Here is a 17,912-nt window from a genome sequence, read left to right as displayed (position 1 = left end):
TAATTTCTTGACACTTATAAGGGCTTTTGGTTATATGTCCTTAAGAAAAAAATGGGAAGGAACTGCCTTACCCGGGAAATTACCCTCTTTCACATGAAGGGAACCCAAACGGGATTCGCCATGCTCGAATATGCCCTGAAGATTATAAAAATGATCCGTTTATTGGATATACTTGATATCGCGATCATCTCGTTCATGATCTCGGCAATCCTCATCTGGTTCAAGGATCGGGCGTCGCGTTTTGTTTTTTTTGGAATCACGCTTTTAGGCGCTATTTATATCATCGCCCGTTTCTTCGAACTCTATCTGACCACCGTCTTTCTCCAGTCCTTCTTTGCAATCCTGCTTTTCGTTCTTGTCGTTATTTTTCAGGAGGATCTGCGCCGATTTTTTGAGCGGCTCGCCATGCTCGGACACTTCCGCAAGATGTTCTCGCCGGCCGCCTCCTTCAACGAAAGCACCGATATCCTGGCGGAAACAGCGGCCGATTTTGCACGCAAGAAAATAGGCGCCTTGATCGTTATTCAGGGGAAGGATCCTCTGGACCGTCACCTTACCGGTGGTAACGAACTAGCGGGAGTCATCAGCAAGGCTCTGCTCGACAGCGTCTTCGATCCCCATTCCTCGGGTCATGACGGCGCCGTCCTTGTCGAAGGCAATCGGGTCATGCGTTTCGGATGCCACCTTCCTCTTTCCGCCAATGCCTCCACTCAAGGCAACCTTGGTCTCAGGCATACCGCAGCGCTGGGACTCTCGGAAAGATCGGATGCCATCTGCATCGTGGTCTCCGAAGAAAGCGGCGATATTTCCCTCGCCAGCGGAGAAAAAATTAGAAAAATTGCCAATGCGTCTGCCCTGCGAGTTGAGTTGGAAGCTTTTTTCGAGAAAAACGGCGCCCTTTCCCGTCAGAAACCTTTCCTCCGATGGCTCAAGGAGAATACGCGCGAGAAGGTTCTCGCCATCGTTCTGGCCTGCATCTTGTGGGTTGTTTTCGGCTATCAGCGGGAGATAATCCGGCGGGAATTCGCAGTGCCGATCGAGTACCTCAACGCGCCCATGGAGCTGGTTATAGAAGAGCCAAAAATTGCGGAAGCCAATGTAATGCTGATGGGACACGCCCAGGCACTGCAGCTGCTTAATCCTGCCGACCTGAAAATATCGCTTGATCTTGAAAAAATCCGTCCGGGAAAGCAGGAAATATTACTGACGGGAAAAATGGTAAAAAATGCGCCGAATCTTAGTGTGACCAGCATAAGCCCGGAGAGGGTCATCGTGTCAACCTCTCGTCTCCTACCGGTGAGCGTGCCAATCGAGGCCATTACCGATAACAAGCCTCCTGCCGGCATTGAGGTAGAGTCGATTACGGTGACGCCAAGGGAGGCGCGGGTGCTAATTCCTAAAACTCTCAGCGGCAAACGGGTCCGAATCATCACCGATCCGGTTGATTTGTCGCAACTGGATGTCCAGCGAGCTTTCACCCCCTCGCTTCGCTACCCCAAGGATATCCGTTTTGTGAGCGGCAAACCTCCAGTGGTCCGGGTGGTTATCAAAACCAGGCACGTTGCACCGGGAACCAGTCGGTGAAACAGCCATTGGGGTTTTGCCGTTTTGCGGCGATTGCCGGCATAAATGTTATGAATCAAGTTTAGATCAGTCTTCAAAATTACTTGGAGCTGTCAATAACAACCTTGTAAAACCATAAAAGAAAGGGGAAAATTGTATGAAAAAAGTTGTTCGCGTCTTGTTGGTATGTGCCTTTATCTTGGGGATGACTGTTACTCCCGCCCTCGCCAAAACGGTTTGGAACGCCAATTCGGTATGGCCTCCCAAAAATCTCCACAGCGTCGGCCTCACGGATTTCGCTGAAAAAGTGAAAACGGCGACAAACGGCGACCTGGAAGTGGTGGTCAGCACCGGCGGCGCCTTGGGCTACAAGGGCCCGGATCTGCTGAAGGCCGTGCGCGACGGGCTTGTTCCCGTCTCCGACATGCTCATCAGCGGCGTGGCGGGAGACGAGAAGTCCTTCCAGATCGTCACCCTCCCGTTCCTCGTACGGAATTTCGACGAACTGCGGCTTCTGCTCGACATCTCCCGTCCTTACTTTGACAAAAGCGCCAAGAAATGGGGGCAGAAAATCCTCTACGTCGCCCCTTGGCCAGGCGCCGGTCTCTGGACCAAGAAAAAGATTACCACCCTTCAGGAACTCAAAGGGTTGAAGACAAGAACCTACGACAAGAACGGCGCCCTGGTGATGGAGGCAGTCGGCGCAACCCCGTTCGCGCTTCCGTTCAGCGAGGTATATACTTCTCTGCAAACCGGCCTCATCGATTCCGTCATGACCTCGACGCCGACCGCCGTTGACGGCAAGTTCTGGGAAGTGCTTAAGTACTTTGAACCCCTGAACATCACCATCGCGACCGACATGGTTACCGTCAATCTGAAGGCGTTCAACAAGCTTCCCAAGGCCCAGCAGGACTTGCTCGTGAAGATCGGACGCGAGCTGGAAGGCACAATGTGGGCAAACGTCAAGACCTGGGACAAGGAGCAGGAAGCCATCAGCAACAAAAACGGCATTGAAACGGTGAAGCCCTCCACCAAAATGGTGGGCGAGCTGGAAAAAATTACCGAAGGCATCCGCGCCGATTGGCTCAAAGGCGCACCGGCGGATGGCAAAAAGATTTACGACGAGTTCATGAAGAGGGTAAAACGATAAGACAGCCTGTTAACTAATCAATTTTCGTATAGACAATATCGGCAAACTTGGAAAATTGTCAACGCGCTGCCGGTCTTGTCTTTCATAATTAGAACTGCCCTATAAACCCCCATGCCCGTGGGGCACAACGAAGCATGAAAATCCCCCCTTGCCCCCCTTTGGCAAAGGGGGGATGGGGGGATTTTCATACAAACAGACGCCGGATTATTACTCCGGTGCCGAGAGGTAAAGAAAGAATTATCGATGAAAAAAATTATCACCGCCATTGATCGGGTTTCCGGCTTCAGCGGCGGAATTTCCGGCCTGTTGGTCGCCATTGCTCTAATCATAGTGGTTGCGGAAATCGTCACGAGGTCCGTTCTCGGCAAAACCATCTATATTTCAGACGAGTATTCTGGATATCTGATGTCGATGCTTACCTTCATGGGTCTTGCCTATACATTGCGCGAACGTGGGCATATCCGGGTCTTGGTAATGACGCACCTTTTGCGGGGGAAACGGCGGGTAATTTACAACATGGTCTGTTCGCTCGCCGGTTTTCTCTTCTGCATGGCGCTTACACGCTATACGTTTGTTTTCTTTTGGGATTCCGTCGTCAATAAAACACAGTCCATGCAGATTACCGAAAGCTATCTGGCAATCCCGCAGATTTTCCTTCCCCTCGGTTCCTTTTTGTTCATGCTTCAGTTTTTATCTGAATTTCTTAAGGGAATCGCAATTTTAAAAAATAACACGGAAGGTCTCGTCATCCTGGAGGAAACCGATGAACTGGGGAGATAACCCAAACAGCGAAAAAAACTCTTTGTTTTCGGTCAAAAGGAGAAACCCCGGTGAACGTTGATATAGGAACAGTTTCCGCAGTCATTGTAGCCCTTCTGATCGTTTTCTTAGGAGGATCGATCTGGATAGGGATCGCCCTGTTTCTCGTCGGCATGGGGAGTTTTTTTATTTTCACCGACGTTTCCTTCGGCTCCATTCTGGCAAATATCGCCTGGAACAACACCAGCGGCTCGGCGATGATGGCGCTGCCATTTTTCATCTGGATGGGGGAGATCCTCTTCCGCAGCAGCATTTCGGAAAATCTCTTCCGAGGGCTCTCTCCGTGGATGGACTCCATCCCGGGGAGACTTATCCATGTGAATATTCTCGCCTCCACCTTCTTTGCCGCCGTTAGCGGCTCTTCCGCCGCGACTACCGCCACTGTCGGTAAGATAACCATCCCGGAGCTGGAAAAGCGGGGATACGACCACAGCCTGTCGATTGGATCGCTGGCCGGAGCGGGAACACTGGGGTTCATGATCCCGCCCAGCATGATGATGCTTGTTTACGGAATAATCGGGGATGTCAGCATCGGCAAGCTCTTCATTGCCGGTTTCATCCCCGGCTTCCTGATCGCCATCATGTTCAGCGGCTATATAACTATTCGCTGCCTGATTTCGCCCGAGATGGCGCCGCGCAGCGCTGAGAAAAACACATGGAAGGAGCGTTTCCTCGCCATTCCGGCCATCCTGCCAGTCGTCATTCTTGTTCTCTTCGTCCTCGGCAGCATCTACATGGGCTGGGCGACGCCGACGGAAGCCGGGGCAATCGGCGTCATCGGCGCCCTGTTTTTTGCCCTGATCACCAGAAGTCTTGACTGGGGGGTTTTCAAAACGAGTCTCATCGGCACGGTCAAGACAAGCTCCATGATCATGCTGATCGTCATGGGGGCGGCGTACCTTTCCAACGTTATCGGCTACATGGGAATTACCCGGGCGCTGACAACGCTGGTAACCGAAATGGGACTTTCCCCCTACATGCTGATCGTCATTCTGACAGCCCTTTATCTCGTTCTCGGCTGCCTCATAGACGGCTTTTCGATGATCGTCATGACGACGCCGATCGTCGTACCCTTGATACAGGCCGCAAAATTCGACACGGTCTGGTTCGGCATCTACCTTGTCCTGATGATCGAGATCGCCCAGATAACGCCGCCGGTTGGTTTCAATCTGTTCGTCATCAGCGGACTGAACAATGACAACCTGGGAACGATCGCCAAGGCGGCATTTCCCTTTTTTCTGATTATGCTGCTGGCCGCCATTCTGCTTACGGTCTTTCCGGAAATCGCCCTTTATCTGCCGAACCGGATGATCGGCAAGTAGCCCCTTTCCGTTGCAACTTTAAGCGAGGCTGGAACAATAGATGAGGGCAAGCGACATTTCCTGATTCATCAAAGGAGTCGGCAATGAAAAAAATTGACATCAACTGCGACATGGGCGAGAGTTTCGGCGCCTACACCCTCGGCATGGACGGCGAGGTGATAAAACACATAAGTTCCGCGAATATCGCCTGCGGGTACCATGCCGGCGATCCGCAGGTTATGAGCAAAACGGTGAAGCTTGCCTGGGAAAACGGCGTTGCCGTAGGCGCGCATCCCGGATACCCCGATCTGGTCGGATTCGGACGGCGCAACATGGATTGCACCCCCGCTGAGGTTCGCGACTTTGTCATCTACCAAGTTGCCGCGTTAAATGGTTTTTGCAGCCTGCACGGGGCAAAAATGCAGCATGTAAAGCCGCACGGCAATCTCTACAACATGAGCGTCGGCAATGAAAATCTATCCCGGGCAATCGCGGAGGCAATCGCCGCGGTCGATCGCAATCTTATCTGGGTCGTCCTGGGCGGCGCCCAGGCTCCTCTGGCCAGAAAAATCGCCGACGCAGCGGGGATCAGGGTCGCCTTTGAGGCGTTTCCCGATCGCACCTACGACCCGGACGGTAAACTCACTTCGCGCAAGCGTCCCGGCGCCGTGATCGAGGATCCTAAACGGAGCGTCGAGCAGGCCCTGCGGATGGCCATTGACGGCGAAGTAATCGCCGTTGACGGCTCCCGGCTCCAGATGGAAATCCACACCCTCTGTCTGCATGGCGACAACCCCTCCGCTGTTAAACATACCCAGGCAATAAGACTGGCTCTCGAAACCGAAGGGATTGGGGTCAGGTCTTTAAATTAAGCGTTTTGGAAACTATGCCTCATCTTTTTGACGAACCGCATTTCAGACTGAGCGGGGACCGGGCGCTGCTGGTTGATTACGGCGAGGGCATCGATCTTTCCGTAAACGAAAAAGTACTCGCAATCTCTTCGCTGGTTCGCCAGAATCCTCCCAGGGGGGTACAAGCCGTTGTGCCTGCTTACCGCTCCTTTGCTATTCTTTACGATCCCCTCCTGACAGAACCGGACACATTGAAAAGGGAAATAAGCAGCATCGAAAATTACCACAACAACGCGCTCCGGCCGGAAATGCAGATTGTTTCCATTCCCGTCTGCTATGGCGATGAATGGGGACCAGACATCGACATCGTATCATCGCATACGGGGCTCAAAACCGAAGAAATCATCCATATCCACTCCTCCCGCGAATATCCCGTTTACATGATCGGCTTCACACCGGGGTTCTGTTATCTCGGAGGGATGGACGAAAGGCTGAAAACTCCCCGCCGGGAAACGCCGCGCGTCAGTATTCCCGCCGGCTCCGTGGGAATAGCGGAGATGCAGACCGGCATGTATCCCATCGAAAGTCCCGGTGGATGGCAGATAATCGGCAAAACGCCGCTAAGGCTGTTCGCCCCGGAGAGAGAAAACCCTTTTCTTTACAAGGCGGGCGACCGCATCCGCTTCGAACCCATATCTATGAATGAATTCAAACGATTATATGAAAAGGAACGCTCCTGATGGATCTTTTTATCGTCAAAAACCCAGGAGCGCTCACGACCATCCAGGATCTCGGCCGTTTCGGCTTTCTCGACAGAGGAGTCCCCCCTTCCGGAGCGCTTGACTCCTTTGCCTGTCGCATCGCCAATCTGCTTGTCGGAAATCAGGAAAACATGGGCGTTCTGGAAATAACGGTCATGGGACCCCTTTTTGAGGCGATGGCGGCGGCCGATATCGCGATCGCCGGCGCGGAAATGGGAATGACAATCAACAAAAGTCCAGCCCCGGCGTGGCGTTCCATACGGATAAAAAAAGGGGATGTCATCAGGATTCCCCGAGCGGAAAAGGGATGCCGGGCCTATCTTGCGGTGAACGGCGGGTTTGCTGCGCCGGTTGTCATGGGAAGCCGCTCCACTTTCGTCCGGGCCGGCTTCGGCGGCTTCCAGGGACGGGCGCTGGTGAAGGGGGATATATTGAAAAAGGGCAAAGCCGCCCTGCTGGAGCGGCCGCGCCTCCTCCCCCCTGAATTTATTCCGGAATATCCAAAAGAGATTGTATTGGGGGCAATCCCGGGACCGCAGGCGGACTCCTTTAAGCGCGCGCTCAACCTATTTTTTACAGCAAGCTTTGAGGCAACGGCGCAAAGCGACCGAATGGGATACAGACTTAGGGGACCTCTGATCGAGCATGACCCGGATGCGCCCAAAAGCATTATAACCGAGCCTGTTGTGCCGGGAAACATTCAGATTCCTGCCGATGGCCAACCTATCATTCTACTGGTGGAACAGACAACCGGGGGCTACTCTAAAATCGTCACCGTCACCACAGCAGATATCAAGAAAGTGGCCCAAGCCCTGCCCGGCAGCATCGTAAGATTCGCACAGACCTCCATCGAGGAGGCACATCGCCTCTACCGGGAGGAGGAAAACCGTTTAGAAAAAATACGCGCACTCTTCCGTTGAGATGTCATAGCGCTTCGTTCACCGTCCATTCTTACATAAAACTGTCTGCATAGCCGCCAGTCCCCGGATGGCAGGCAAATCTTCAATTATCTTCTCCACTTTATTAATTTAGAATAACCGGATTGATACGATCAGCAGAACGATGCCGATTATGATTTGAAAACCCTTTATCACTGCCCCGCCTTCAGACCGTATTTTTTTAGCTTATAGCGGAGCATCCTTTCGCTGATGCCCAAAAGCGCGGCCGCGCGGCTTTGATGATCGCCGGTTTTTTCCATCGCCTCGGCAATCAACTTTCTTTCCAGCTCCTCAACCGATTGACGCAGAGCCCCATCCTCCGTCTTTTTTCCCCCGTCCGTTTCTTCGATTCCCTCGCCAAAAGGAAGATCGGCAACGGAGATAACATCTTCCCGGGCAATAACGACCGCTCTTTCTATGATGTTTTCCAGTTCCCGGACGTTTCCGGGATAGTCGTATTTGAGCAGCATGTCCAGCGCCTCGCTGCTTGTCCCCTCAATTTCCCTGGAGTTTTCCTTGGCATAGCGAACAAGAAAATGGTCAATGAGCGGCGGGATGTCCTCCTTACGTTCCCTAAGCGGCGGCAACTGCATTGTAACGACATTGAGCCGGTAGAAGAGATCTTCGCGAAACCCTCCTCCCTTCGCCATCTTTTCCAGATCGCGGTTTGTCGCGCTTATCACCCGGACATCGGCATGAAGGGTCTGATTGCCGCCGAGACGCTGAAACTCCCGCTCCTGCAAAAACCGCAGCAGCTTCACCTGAACCTGCGGCGAAAGCTCGCCGATTTCATCGAGAAAAAGCGTTCCCCCGTCCGCCTCCTCGAACCGGCCGATCCGACGCGCGGCAGCGCCGGTAAACGCCCCCTTTTCGTGGCCGAAAAGCTCGCTCTCTAACAGATTCTCGTTCAAGGCGCCGCAATTAACGGCAATAATTCTTCCTTCCGACCGCGGACTCAAATTGTGGATCAGGCGGGCAAAAAGCTCCTTGCCCGTCCCGCTTTCCCCCTGCAGCAGGATCGTCGCCCGACTTGCTGCAACCCTTCCTGCCATATTGATCAGGGCGCCCATCTTCTCGTTGCGGAAGACTATTTTATCCGTGGAAACGCCTTTCTGACCTAGGTGTTCGCGGAGAATTTCATTTTCCCTGATCAGCGTCCTCCGTTCCGAGACGCGCTCCACCAAAAGAAGAAGTTCTTCGAATTCAACAGGTTTCGTTATATAATCCAAGGCGCCCGCCTTCATCGCCTCCACGGCCGTCTCGATCGTCCCGAACGCGGTTATGATCACGACATCGATCTCGGGATTTATCTTTTTAATCGCCTGCAAAACCTCCATCCCGTCCATGCCGGGCATTTTATAATCGAGCAGCAGCAGATCGAAGTGTCCATCTCTGACCTGCTGAATGGCCAGTGGCCCGTTTTCCGCTTCGCCGACCGAGTGCCCCTCCTTTTTCAGGAAATCCCTCAACATCTCTCGCTGAGAACGACCGTCATCAACAACCAGTATATTTAGTTTTTTCATTATTTTGCAGCCGCCTTTTCATTGAGCCTTTCTGTCGGCATAAATATCTCGAACACCGTCCCCTCGCCCTTTTGGCTTTTCACCCGTATCTCTCCCCCATGTCCGCGGATTATTTCGTGGGCCAGCGAAAGACCAAGTCCAAGGCCCTTTTCCTTTGTCGTGTATTCCGGATTGAAAATCCGCTCCACCTCTTCCGGTGTCAATCCGCATCCCGTATCGGTGATTATGATATTAACCAGACCTTTTTCCTCATTGAGGATGGCAAGGGTCACGTCTCCGGCGCCGCTGATCGACTCCACGGCGTTCTTGACAAAATTCAGCAGGGCCTGCTGGAGCTTGTCCATATCCATCGGGATCACGATCGGCTCTTCGGGCCAATCGGTCCTGATACTGACGCCCTTCGCGGAGGCCTCTGCGGAAACTAAATTCACAATCTTCCGTAAAACATCCTGGACGGCACTTTCCCGCAGCTCCAGGCGCCGGCTTTTGGAAAAGGTCAGAAACTCCTCAATGATTCCGTTCAGACGTCTGATCTCGTCACGGATGACCGTTGTTATCGTATCAAATTCTTCTTTCTTCCCCAGTTCAGAAGGAGGGAATTCCCTCTTCAGACGTTGACTGGCCATGCTGATCGCGTTGAGCGGATTGCGAATCTCGTGGGCAACGCCGGCGGCAAGCATCCCCAGAGAGGAGAGCCTTTCAGCCTTTTCCAGTTGTCTGGTCATCTCCACTACCCGCCCCAAGTGCCGGTTCTGATTATGGTAAAGAAGCCACAGAGAAAGCAGGGTAATCGCAATCACAAAAACAAGAAACAGATAGACGTTCCTCCTGTTTTCCATCAATATTTTGTCGGTGTTCCCCCGGTCGAGGCCCAGAATAATAACACCCAAAATCTCTTTCCCGAGGTAAAAAGGGGCTGTTATTTCCTGAACGCTGTTTTCTCCACGGCTTGTCTTCCTGCTTTCGAACCTCCTGGAGCCGGAAAGAATGCCGCTTCTCAGCGAATCATCCAGCCCTACCTCTCCCGGCATGTACCCGATACTGCCGAGATCATGTCCCTTGTCGTCGCTTATGTCGAGGTAAAGGAGCCCCTGACCTTTCCCCAGTTTCTCTATCGCCCGTTCCACGGAAACCCTCATTCCCCAATAACGCATACTCTCCCGGTCGAGGGCAAGAATAATGGTTCCGCTTTCATCCCTGCGGCTCATGGCAATAAAGCCGATTTTCTTTTGCCGGTTCAGGGTGTTTAACCCCTTGATAAGCTTCGCCGCGCTTTGTTTTATGTTTTTTTTCTCCTGAACGTCGGCACGCAGGTTTTCGGCGACCGGCCGGCTCTGGAATATAACATTACCCGCGGCATTAAGGACGGCTACCAGCCAGATGTTCTTTTTCCGTGCGAATTCACTTATGTATGAACCGCTGATATGCTCCTTTTTCCAGTGATTGTCTATTTCCCTGCCCATCGCGATGATCTTTTCGGTCAGCAGCGTATCGGGAGAAAAAATCGGCTCTTTCAGGGAGATGGTGACGCTTCCCGGAGTTTTCTGAGAGGCCGCAATCATGTTCTTCAGATTTTCCTCGGTCAGCTTTTCCACTACCCCAATTACCCGCCGGCCCTGATCTTCGATAAAGCCGCTCAGCATTCGTTCACTGCGCCGCATATCGATCAAGCCCATGGTCAAGATAAGAATAATGAAAATGGCGCTGACCAGGATGACAGCGAAAGGTTGAATAAACCTAAGCTTGAACCGGTGAGCTCCCCGCAGACGGGTAGTATTTTCTTCAAAATTCATAAAAACTTTCCATAAAAGTTAAAATCCCCCCGAATTGGTTGACGGTTCACCGAACAGCGGGAGGAATAAAGACGTTTCGACATTTTTGTCGATTGCTGACAAAAAGGCTCTCCTTCTAAAACTAACTGTTATCATTCACTTTAATTATTATTAAAATCAGCCGGGGCGACATTTATTGCCTCCCTTTTGCGAAAGCAGGAAAAGACAGTATCGATCGCCATACTATAATTATAAATTATTTCATTGCCTTATCGGCATTACTTATCTATGGCACACTTAATGCTATATAAACCTACAAAGATACATGCTGACTGATCGCGGGCACGATCAAACAGCGCTGAAATAGAATAAGGAAGGCCAACAAGCTTTCCAACTCCTGAATGAGGGGGGGTTCTTTGGACCTCCCCTTTTGTTATTAACCCGTGTCCCATTGTCCATTCCACCTTCCACCTAACCAAGAAATATGCCAACTCCGATAAAAAAGTCGCCGCTGACAGACAATTCCTGGAAAAAGGGATATCCCTCTTACTTTTTACCTTTTCGTTCGTCTTGCGGCGTCGGAATTCTTCATCAGCCGCCATTGTTCAATTCGTTCCCGGATGATCTTCTCATAACCCCGGTCTGTCGGCTTATAGAAGCGCCCCTTTTCGCCGCGGAGTTCGTCGGGCAGATATTCCTGGGCAACAAATGCATCCGAAAAATCATGGGCGTAGAGATATCCCTTCCCATAGCCCAGCTCCTTCATCAAACCAGTTGGGGCGTTACGGATATGCAGCGGCACAGGAAGCGCGCCGGTTTTCTCTATGGCATGTCCAGTTCTGCCGTAGCACTCATAAAGCGCGTTGCTCTTCGTTGCCGTGGCAAGATAAACGGCCGCCTGGAAAAGCGCCAGTTCCCCCTCCGGCGAACCAAGAAAATGGTACGCCTGCATCGCATCTATTGCCACGCTCAGCGCCCGGGGATCGGCATTCCCGATATCCTCTGAGGCAAAGCGGATCATCCGTCTGACGAGATAAAGGGGATCCTCGCCCGCCATGAGCATCCGTCGCAGCCAGTAAACGGCCGCGTCTGGGTCGCTTCCCCGGAGGCTTTTGTGCAGCGCCGAGATCAAATTGTAGTGTTCTTCGCCATCTTTATCATACAGGAGCGCCTTTTTTTGAATCGCCCGCTCGACAACTGCGCGGGTGATCAGGCCGTTACTTTCCAAGCCTTTGTCCACAAGCGAGGCTGCCGCTTCGAGATTGTTCAGCGCAGTTCGGGCGTCGCCATCCGCATAATCGGCAATTTGCAAGAGGGCGTCCGGCTCGATCTCAAGCTTGAGGGCGCCCAACCCGCGCTCGGCATCAGTCAGGGCGTTCCTGACTATCCCGGAAAGTTCAGTAACGGTAAACGGCTTGAGAGTAAGAACCCGCATCCGGGACAACAGCGCCGAGATAACCTCAAACGAGGGGTTCTCAGTTGTCGCGCCGATCAGGGTTATCAGGCCGCTTTCGACATGGGGCAAAAAGGCGTCCTGCTGGGCCTTGTTGAAGCGGTGAATCTCGTCCACAAAGAGAATCGTCCGGCGACTGCTTAACCGCAGCAGCCCGGATGCCTCCTCAACGACAGAGCGTATTTCCTTTACTCCGGAGAGCACAGCGGAAAAACTGATGAAATGGGATTTGGTCTCTTTGGCCAATATTCGGGCCAAGGTTGTCTTTCCTGAACCGGGCGGCCCCCAAAATATTATCGAAAAAAGGTGATCCTCCGCAATGGCCCTTTTCAAAAGGGTATCGCCAGCGAGGAGATGCCCCTGGCCAAGGTATTCATCAAGACTCCGCGGGCGCATCCGGTCAGCCAGCGGTCGGTTGTCTGTTCCCAGGTTTTTTTTATCGAACAGCTCCTTTTTCAATCCCAATCCTGTTGATAATTAATCTATTTTATTCGTTTTTTTGCCTTCTCAACAATATCGAGAATATTTGTCAGTTTATCCTTCGGCGGCTGACTGTTAAGTCTTATCCACGCTGCCTCTGACAGTGTCTCCCGCAGATAACCCTCGACCGAAAATACTCCCTCCCAGCAGCCCACAACCATTCGGCAGGGGAGATCGCCCCCCTCCTTTTCACAGTAGGCAAAGGGAACTTCCCCGCCGAGGCGCGGACATCTGATTATCAGGGTTTTATAATCGCTTGTTTTTTCATCCTTGCGTTCCATTGCGCACCCCTGTTTTTTTTCTTTATCACATTATTGGGTAAAGCTGCCACTAAAGAAGCGCTTGCTTCCCGAGAGCTGGCAGTCTATCCATAAGGGCATTTACAAAAGATAAATGGTAAAAAAATTCCGGGACCACCTGTAAAAGGCTGGTCCCGGAATTTCTACCCTTTTCTAAGGCTTGGGAAGGCCTTCGATCGCCTTGAGCGCCCTTTTCATCTCATCGTCGGAAAACTCGTATGCTTCCAGTTTGCCATTGAGATAGGCGTCATAGGCCGCCAGATCGACCAGCCCGTGACCACTCCAGTTGAAGAGAATCGTTCGCTCTTTTCCCTCTTCCTTCGCCCGCCGGGCCTCCGCGACAACGGCGGCGATGGCGTGGGTCGTCTCCGGCGCCGGGATAAACCCTTCCGTTCTCGCCCATTTAATGCCGGCATCGAAGGTGTCGAGCTGGTTGTATGCCTGCGCCTCAATAAGCCCTAAATTCAGAAGGTGGCTGACAAGGGGGGCCATTCCGTGATAGCGGAGCCCGCCGGCATGAATGGGGGCAGGCACGTAATCGTGGCCCAGGGTGTGCATCGGCAAAAGCGGCGTTTTCTTGGCGAGATCGCCAAAATCGTAGGCAAACGGCCCCCGCGTCATCGTCGGGCAGAGGGCAGGCTCCGCGGCGAGTATCCGCAACTGCTTTCCGTGGATTTTATCACGAACAAAGGGAAAGGAAATGCCCGCAAAATTGCTGCCGCCACCCGCACAGCCGATGACGACATCGGGATACTCGCCGATCTTCTCAAACTGTTTTTGCGCCTCAAGACCGATGATTGACTGATGCAACATGACGTGATTCAGGACGCTTCCCAAAGCGTAACGGGAGTTCTCATGAGAAACCGCGTCTTCGACAGCTTCGCTGATCGCGATCCCGAGACTCCCAGGGGAATCGGGATGTTCGGCGAGAACCTGCCGTCCGGCCTCGGTGAGGTTGCTTGGACTCGCGAAACAGTTCGCCCCCCAGGTATTCATCATCAAGCGCCGGTAAGGTTTCTGCTCGTAACTGACTTTGACCATAAATACCCGGCATTCCAGACCAAACATCTGGCAGGCCATGGCAAGGGCGCTTCCCCACTGCCCGGCGCCTGTTTCCGTCGAAAGGCGCTTAATCCCGAAGGCCTTGTTGTAATATGCCTGAGGTATCGCCGTGTTAGGTTTGTGGGATCCGGCGGGGCTGACTCCCTCGTTTTTGTAGTAGATTTTGACCGGGGCATCGAGGAGTTTCTCGAAATTGCGCGCCCGGTAAAGTGGACTCGGTCTCCAAAGCAGGTACTTGTCGAGCACCTCGCCGGGGATGTCGATCCAGCGCTCCTGACTGACCTCCTGCTCGATCAGGTTCATTGGAAAAATCGGCGCAAGATCATCGGCAGTAACCGGCTTTCCAGTCCCCGGGTGGAGGGGCGGACTCATCGGCTTCGGCAAATCCGCCTGGATGTTGTACCATTGTTTTGGGATTTCGTAATCCTCAAGAACGACTTTAGTCTGCATAACAATTTTCTCCTTTCCTTTTTAAAGTTGGTTGATAAAAGCTCCTGACAAGACAAAACAAAAGGCCACGGGATCCTCCCATGGCCTTTTGTTTTATGACTTATCAAGAGCAATGGGTAGGGTTTCCCCCTGCCCACACCCCTTTTAAAAGGATTAAGGGCAGACGCTTATCGTCCGCCACCACCAGAAAAGCATTACATTTTTTGAATCCATGCGTCTATCCCCGAACACTATTAATTTGATATGTGGTTTGCGCCTAACACAATCAAACAATTCATGTCAACATTTTTTTTATAGCAAAATTTTTTACCTAAAAATGGAACTGGCCCGGCGATCAGTAAAAAAATACAGAAAAACTTATAGTTACGGTTTGGAAAGTAACCCCCGGTGCCGCCGGTACCAGAGATTCGGGAAAAGGCGATAAAGCAATCGGGAAACAGGACCGATGTACTCTCTGGTCCGGCGGTCAAACTGAGTGGCATTAATGATCTGCTCCTTTATCCCCTCCCGGCTGCGCTCCTCGTTGAAAATCTTATACGCGCAGTGAAAAATCGGGCTGTACATATTGCGCTTTTCCAGAAACTTGTGAACGTTCAAGATAGTATTGGGGCCTTCCGGTTTGCCGTCTATCCTTTTTAGTACGTTTAAGTGGGTATCAACCGGATTGCCGTTGAACATCTCGTAGAAATAGCTTCCGTAACGATGATTTTTGCTCGCTTCGGACGCAAGGGTTACATACATGTCGCCGACGCCGGCCTGGCTTTGAAAGGCCTGAAAGCTACCCCCCAGAATCTTTGACAAAGCGCGAATCTCCACTCCGGAACGGGAGAAAATGGTCCCCGGGATCGAATCGCCCAGCGCAAGGCAATCGGTAACCCCTTTTAAATTTGCCACGATATTTTTGAGCGCCCCGCAGGCCTCCGCCCCGACTATGTCAAAATTATACAGAGAGGTCAGCTCCCGGCGATTGGCGCCGAGAAACTCCTTGCGGATGGTGGCGCAGATCTGCTTCGGCCCCGCCACAGTAAGACAGACTGGATTCCCCAGCGCGACATCCATGTCAAAAAAAGGCCCCCCCAAAGAAACAATCGATATCTTTTCGCTCATTCGGTAGAAACGGTTGGCGATAAGCTGCGAGGGGGTTATAAGCTGGCAGACCGTTTCAACGGCGGAAAGCCCCTTTATCGGCGAAATAAAGCATGTATTGGTTGTCTTGCGCTGCAAAATCGGTTCGATCTGATCGAGGATCTCGGGCAGACGGTCCATCGTGACGGAAAGAAAGATAAAGTCGCTCTCATCTACGATACGGTCGAGATCATTCGTCGCCTTGACAGTCGCAGCGAGGCGGGGCACCAGATCCATGCCGCCGAGACGCCGGGCGATGTCCTCGGTGAGATGCCTCGGGTTGATGTGCTCCCGGTTAATAGACCGGCAGAAGTCCACATCCTTGTAGTAGATGGCAACACGCTTACCGTCTCTGCCAAACTTGTACGCAAAGGACGTTCCGAGACGTCCCGGTCCAATTATGGCAATCCTGCTCGTATCTAAAGGATCAATCAGCATTTATCGTCTTGACTTCATTACCCATAAGCTTTAGTCCGCCATGACCTCGCGGGCGATCACAAGCCGCTGCACCTCTGAAGTCCCCTCATAAATGGCGGTTACCCTGGCGTCGCGGTAAAGCCTCTCTACTTTGTACTCTTTCATGTATCCATACCCGCCGTGGATTTGCAGGGCCCGGTATGCCGCCCTGTTGGCCATCTCAGAGGAGAACAGTTTCGCTATCGACGCTTCCCGTGTAAAAGGAATTCCCCGATCCTTTCTTTCCGCCGCTGCCAGCGTCAGCCAGTGGGCCGCCTCGATTTCCGCGGCAGTATCGGCAATCATCCACTGAATTGCCTGAAAAGAACCGATACTTTTGCCAAATTGCTTTCTGGTCTTTGCGTATTCGATAGCCTCATGGAGACAGGCTCGGGCTATCCCCAGGGATTGCGAGGCGATGCCAATGCGCCCGCTGTCAAGGGCCACCATCGCAATTTTAAATCCCAATCCCTCCTTGCCGATGAGATTCTCCTTTGGCACAATACAGTCATCAAAAAGGAGCTCGACGGTATTGGAGGCACACAGCCCCATTTTGTCTTCCTTGCGGCCGATTTTGAAACCGGGCATATCCGGGGTCACGATGAACGCCGAAAGCCCCCGGTTCGATTTATCAGTGCCGGTCCGGGCGATAAGATTAATAACCCCGGCATAACCGGCATTTGTTATAAATACCTTGGAACCGTTTACCAGGTAGTGATCCCCCCTGTCCTCGGCGCGGGTTGTCATGGAACCGGGGTCTGAACCGGCATCCGGCTCGGTAACGGCGAATGCCCCAATCATTTTTCCACTTGCCAGCGGCATCAGGTAGCGCCGCTTTTGCTCTTCGCTGCCATATTTAAAAACGGGATCGGACGAGAGGTTTGTCACCGACATGGTGACTCCCGTTGAGGCGCAGGCATAGGAGATCTCCTGAAGGGCAAGGCAATAGCTGACCGCCCCGGCGCCGGCGCCATCGTATTCAGCGGGGATCATCATTCCCAAAAGTCCCAACTCACCCATTTTTTTGATTGCCGCTTCCGGAAAGATCTTTTCCTGCGACCACTTTCCGGCAAACGGCTCAAGCTCTTTTTTGGCGAAATCCCGCGCCATCAGCCGGATCATTTCTTGTTCCTGGGTCAGTTCAAAAGCCATCTTTTTTCTCCTCCAATTCAGGGAACGTAAATGATAACGAGAAGCTCGGCAGGCTCTGAATTCGGGTTACTCAGTTTGTGGCGCAACCCGGAATTGAAGTGGATGCTTTCCCCCTTGGAAAGCTTTGTTATATTTTCTCCGACCTGAACGGTCACGGCCCCGCTCAGCACATATTCAAACTCCTCGCCTTCATGGTGGTACTCCACCCCTTTATGCTCGGTGTTGGCATCAACGTTCACCAGATAGCCGCGCAGGTGTTTGTCCGTCCCCGGCTTGCTCAGCACCGTATAGGCATAGGAATCCACCCGCATCTTGTGACCTTTGGTGCGCCTTTTGGGGGCGTTTCCCTTTCCATTGGACTCCGGCTCATCCATGTTCATTTTCAGCGCACGGCTTAACTGGAGGACAAGCGAAACGGGCGGCACACTTCTTCCCTCTTCAACCGCGCTCAGATTCTCATGCACATATCCCGTCTCCAGGGCAAGATCCTCAATGCTGATCCCCATTTTTTCGCGGGCGTCCTTCATGCGGCGCCCAAAGGATGACTTCTCCGGTTTTTTCACTACCTTTTTTGTTGCCATTAATACCCCCCTCTTCTATTTTTTACCTGTCCAGACAGCTAAAAAACTTTAGATCAAGATATGGATACTATAATGAAGCAATTGCAAAACCATTTGTCATTCCCGAATGTCTCTATCGGGAATATGGTTTTTCAAGCAGTTAGAACCAGATTCCCGCTCAGAATCGTTGCGGGAAT

At 52.4% G+C, this 17,912-nt stretch carries 15 protein-coding genes; 7 read left to right on the top strand and 8 right to left on the bottom strand.

All coding sequences use genetic code 11. From position 1 onward, the window contains the following. The first annotated feature begins 51 nt into the window (after positions 1 to 51). The 7 genes from M0P74_11785 to M0P74_11755 all read left to right on the top strand — a co-directional run bounded on the left by M0P74_11785 (position 52) and on the right by M0P74_11755 (position 7,365). Positions 52 to 1,584, top strand: coding sequence for a diadenylate cyclase (locus M0P74_11785; protein MCK9364261.1), 1,533 nt, complete (start codon positions 52 to 54; stop codon positions 1,582 to 1,584). A 136-nt stretch (positions 1,585 to 1,720) separates the two neighbouring features. Further along, positions 1,721 to 2,713, top strand: a complete 993-nt coding sequence (locus M0P74_11780) for a TRAP transporter substrate-binding protein (protein MCK9364260.1) — start codon at positions 1,721 to 1,723, stop codon at positions 2,711 to 2,713. A 243-nt stretch (positions 2,714 to 2,956) separates the two neighbouring features. Then, positions 2,957 to 3,493: a TRAP transporter small permease gene (locus M0P74_11775; GenBank protein ID MCK9364259.1), complete on the top strand. Its 537-nt coding sequence runs from the start codon at positions 2,957 to 2,959 to the stop codon at positions 3,491 to 3,493. A 50-nt stretch (positions 3,494 to 3,543) separates the two neighbouring features. Continuing rightward, complete coding sequence (locus M0P74_11770) at positions 3,544 to 4,854, top strand: TRAP transporter large permease subunit (protein MCK9364258.1); 1,311 nt, start codon at positions 3,544 to 3,546, stop codon at positions 4,852 to 4,854. A gap of 83 nt (positions 4,855 to 4,937) precedes the next feature. After that, entirely contained in the window at positions 4,938 to 5,705 is a 768-nt protein-coding gene (locus M0P74_11765) for a 5-oxoprolinase subunit PxpA (GenBank protein MCK9364257.1), read from the top strand. Between the two features lie 14 nt (positions 5,706 to 5,719). Beyond that, positions 5,720 to 6,424 carry a 5-oxoprolinase subunit PxpB gene (gene pxpB, locus M0P74_11760; GenBank protein ID MCK9364256.1) on the top strand — a complete coding sequence of 235 codons (705 nt, stop codon included), beginning with the start codon at positions 5,720 to 5,722 and terminating at the stop codon, positions 6,422 to 6,424. Continuing rightward, complete coding sequence (locus M0P74_11755; protein MCK9364255.1) at positions 6,424 to 7,365, top strand: biotin-dependent carboxyltransferase family protein; 942 nt, start codon at positions 6,424 to 6,426, stop codon at positions 7,363 to 7,365. The genes pxpB and M0P74_11755 overlap by 1 nt, the downstream gene beginning before the upstream one ends. Positions 7,366 to 7,535: 170 nt before the next feature. On the opposite strand, the gene M0P74_11750 is transcribed toward M0P74_11755, so the two are convergent. The 8 genes from M0P74_11750 to M0P74_11715 all read right to left on the bottom strand — a co-directional run bounded on the left by M0P74_11750 (position 7,536) and on the right by M0P74_11715 (position 17,736). After that, positions 7,536 to 8,906, bottom strand: a complete 1,371-nt coding sequence (locus M0P74_11750) for a sigma-54 dependent transcriptional regulator (GenBank protein ID MCK9364254.1) — start codon at positions 8,904 to 8,906, stop codon at positions 7,536 to 7,538. Next, positions 8,906 to 10,699, bottom strand: a complete 1,794-nt coding sequence (locus M0P74_11745; GenBank protein ID MCK9364253.1) for an ATP-binding protein — start codon at positions 10,697 to 10,699, stop codon at positions 8,906 to 8,908. Before M0P74_11745 ends, M0P74_11750 begins: the two co-directional genes overlap by 1 nt. A 532-nt stretch (positions 10,700 to 11,231) precedes the next feature. Further along, entirely contained in the window at positions 11,232 to 12,590 is a 1,359-nt protein-coding gene (locus M0P74_11740; protein MCK9364252.1) for a replication-associated recombination protein A, read from the bottom strand. Between the two features lie 23 nt (positions 12,591 to 12,613). Continuing rightward, on the bottom strand, positions 12,614 to 12,892 hold the full coding sequence (locus tag M0P74_11735; protein MCK9364251.1) for a hypothetical protein: 279 nt from the start codon (positions 12,890 to 12,892) through the stop codon (positions 12,614 to 12,616). 171 nt (positions 12,893 to 13,063) lie between these two features. Further along, positions 13,064 to 14,422, bottom strand: a complete 1,359-nt coding sequence (locus tag M0P74_11730; protein ID MCK9364250.1) for a TrpB-like pyridoxal phosphate-dependent enzyme — start codon at positions 14,420 to 14,422, stop codon at positions 13,064 to 13,066. 363 nt (positions 14,423 to 14,785) lie between these two features. Continuing rightward, a complete protein-coding gene (locus M0P74_11725) occupies positions 14,786 to 15,985 on the bottom strand; it encodes an NAD(P)-binding domain-containing protein (GenBank protein MCK9364249.1) in 1,200 nt (399 codons plus the stop codon). Between the two features lie 30 nt (positions 15,986 to 16,015). Further along, complete coding sequence (locus M0P74_11720) at positions 16,016 to 17,155, bottom strand: acyl-CoA dehydrogenase family protein (GenBank protein ID MCK9364248.1); 1,140 nt, start codon at positions 17,153 to 17,155, stop codon at positions 16,016 to 16,018. A gap of 17 nt (positions 17,156 to 17,172) precedes the next feature. Beyond that, a complete protein-coding gene (locus M0P74_11715) occupies positions 17,173 to 17,736 on the bottom strand; it encodes an XRE family transcriptional regulator (GenBank protein MCK9364247.1) in 564 nt (187 codons plus the stop codon). Positions 17,737 to 17,912: the final 176 nt, after the last annotated feature.

It is taken from the genome of Syntrophales bacterium, assembly GCA_023229765.1.
In the GTDB taxonomy this organism is placed as follows: domain Bacteria; phylum Desulfobacterota; class Syntrophia; order Syntrophales; family UBA5619; genus DYTH01.
The sequence above is the reverse complement of the archived record's forward strand: the minus strand, read 5'-3'. Positions and strand labels throughout refer to the sequence as shown.

What these genes read in the sequence shown, in the direction of transcription:
- M0P74_11735 (MCK9364251.1), bottom strand. Translation starts at nt 12,892, where the DNA reads ATGGAACGCAAGGATGAAAAAACAAGCGATTATAAAACCCTGATAATC.
- M0P74_11775 (MCK9364259.1), top strand. Translation starts at nt 2,957, where the DNA reads ATGAAAAAAATTATCACCGCCATTGATCGGGTTTCCGGCTTCAGCGGC.
- M0P74_11785 (MCK9364261.1), top strand. Translation starts at nt 52, where the DNA reads ATGGGAAGGAACTGCCTTACCCGGGAAATTACCCTCTTTCACATGAAG.
- M0P74_11725 (MCK9364249.1), bottom strand. Translation starts at nt 15,985, where the DNA reads ATGCTGATTGATCCTTTAGATACGAGCAGGATTGCCATAATTGGACCG.
- M0P74_11750 (MCK9364254.1), bottom strand. Translation starts at nt 8,906, where the DNA reads ATGAAAAAACTAAATATACTGGTTGTTGATGACGGTCGTTCTCAGCGA.
- M0P74_11720 (MCK9364248.1), bottom strand. Translation starts at nt 17,155, where the DNA reads ATGGCTTTTGAACTGACCCAGGAACAAGAAATGATCCGGCTGATGGCG.
- M0P74_11780 (MCK9364260.1), top strand. Translation starts at nt 1,721, where the DNA reads ATGAAAAAAGTTGTTCGCGTCTTGTTGGTATGTGCCTTTATCTTGGGG.
- pxpB (MCK9364256.1), top strand. Translation starts at nt 5,720, where the DNA reads ATGCCTCATCTTTTTGACGAACCGCATTTCAGACTGAGCGGGGACCGG.
- M0P74_11765 (MCK9364257.1), top strand. Translation starts at nt 4,938, where the DNA reads ATGAAAAAAATTGACATCAACTGCGACATGGGCGAGAGTTTCGGCGCC.
- M0P74_11730 (MCK9364250.1), bottom strand. Translation starts at nt 14,422, where the DNA reads ATGCAGACTAAAGTCGTTCTTGAGGATTACGAAATCCCAAAACAATGG.
- M0P74_11755 (MCK9364255.1), top strand. Translation starts at nt 6,424, where the DNA reads ATGGATCTTTTTATCGTCAAAAACCCAGGAGCGCTCACGACCATCCAG.
- M0P74_11715 (MCK9364247.1), bottom strand. Translation starts at nt 17,736, where the DNA reads ATGGCAACAAAAAAGGTAGTGAAAAAACCGGAGAAGTCATCCTTTGGG.
- M0P74_11745 (MCK9364253.1), bottom strand. Translation starts at nt 10,699, where the DNA reads ATGAATTTTGAAGAAAATACTACCCGTCTGCGGGGAGCTCACCGGTTC.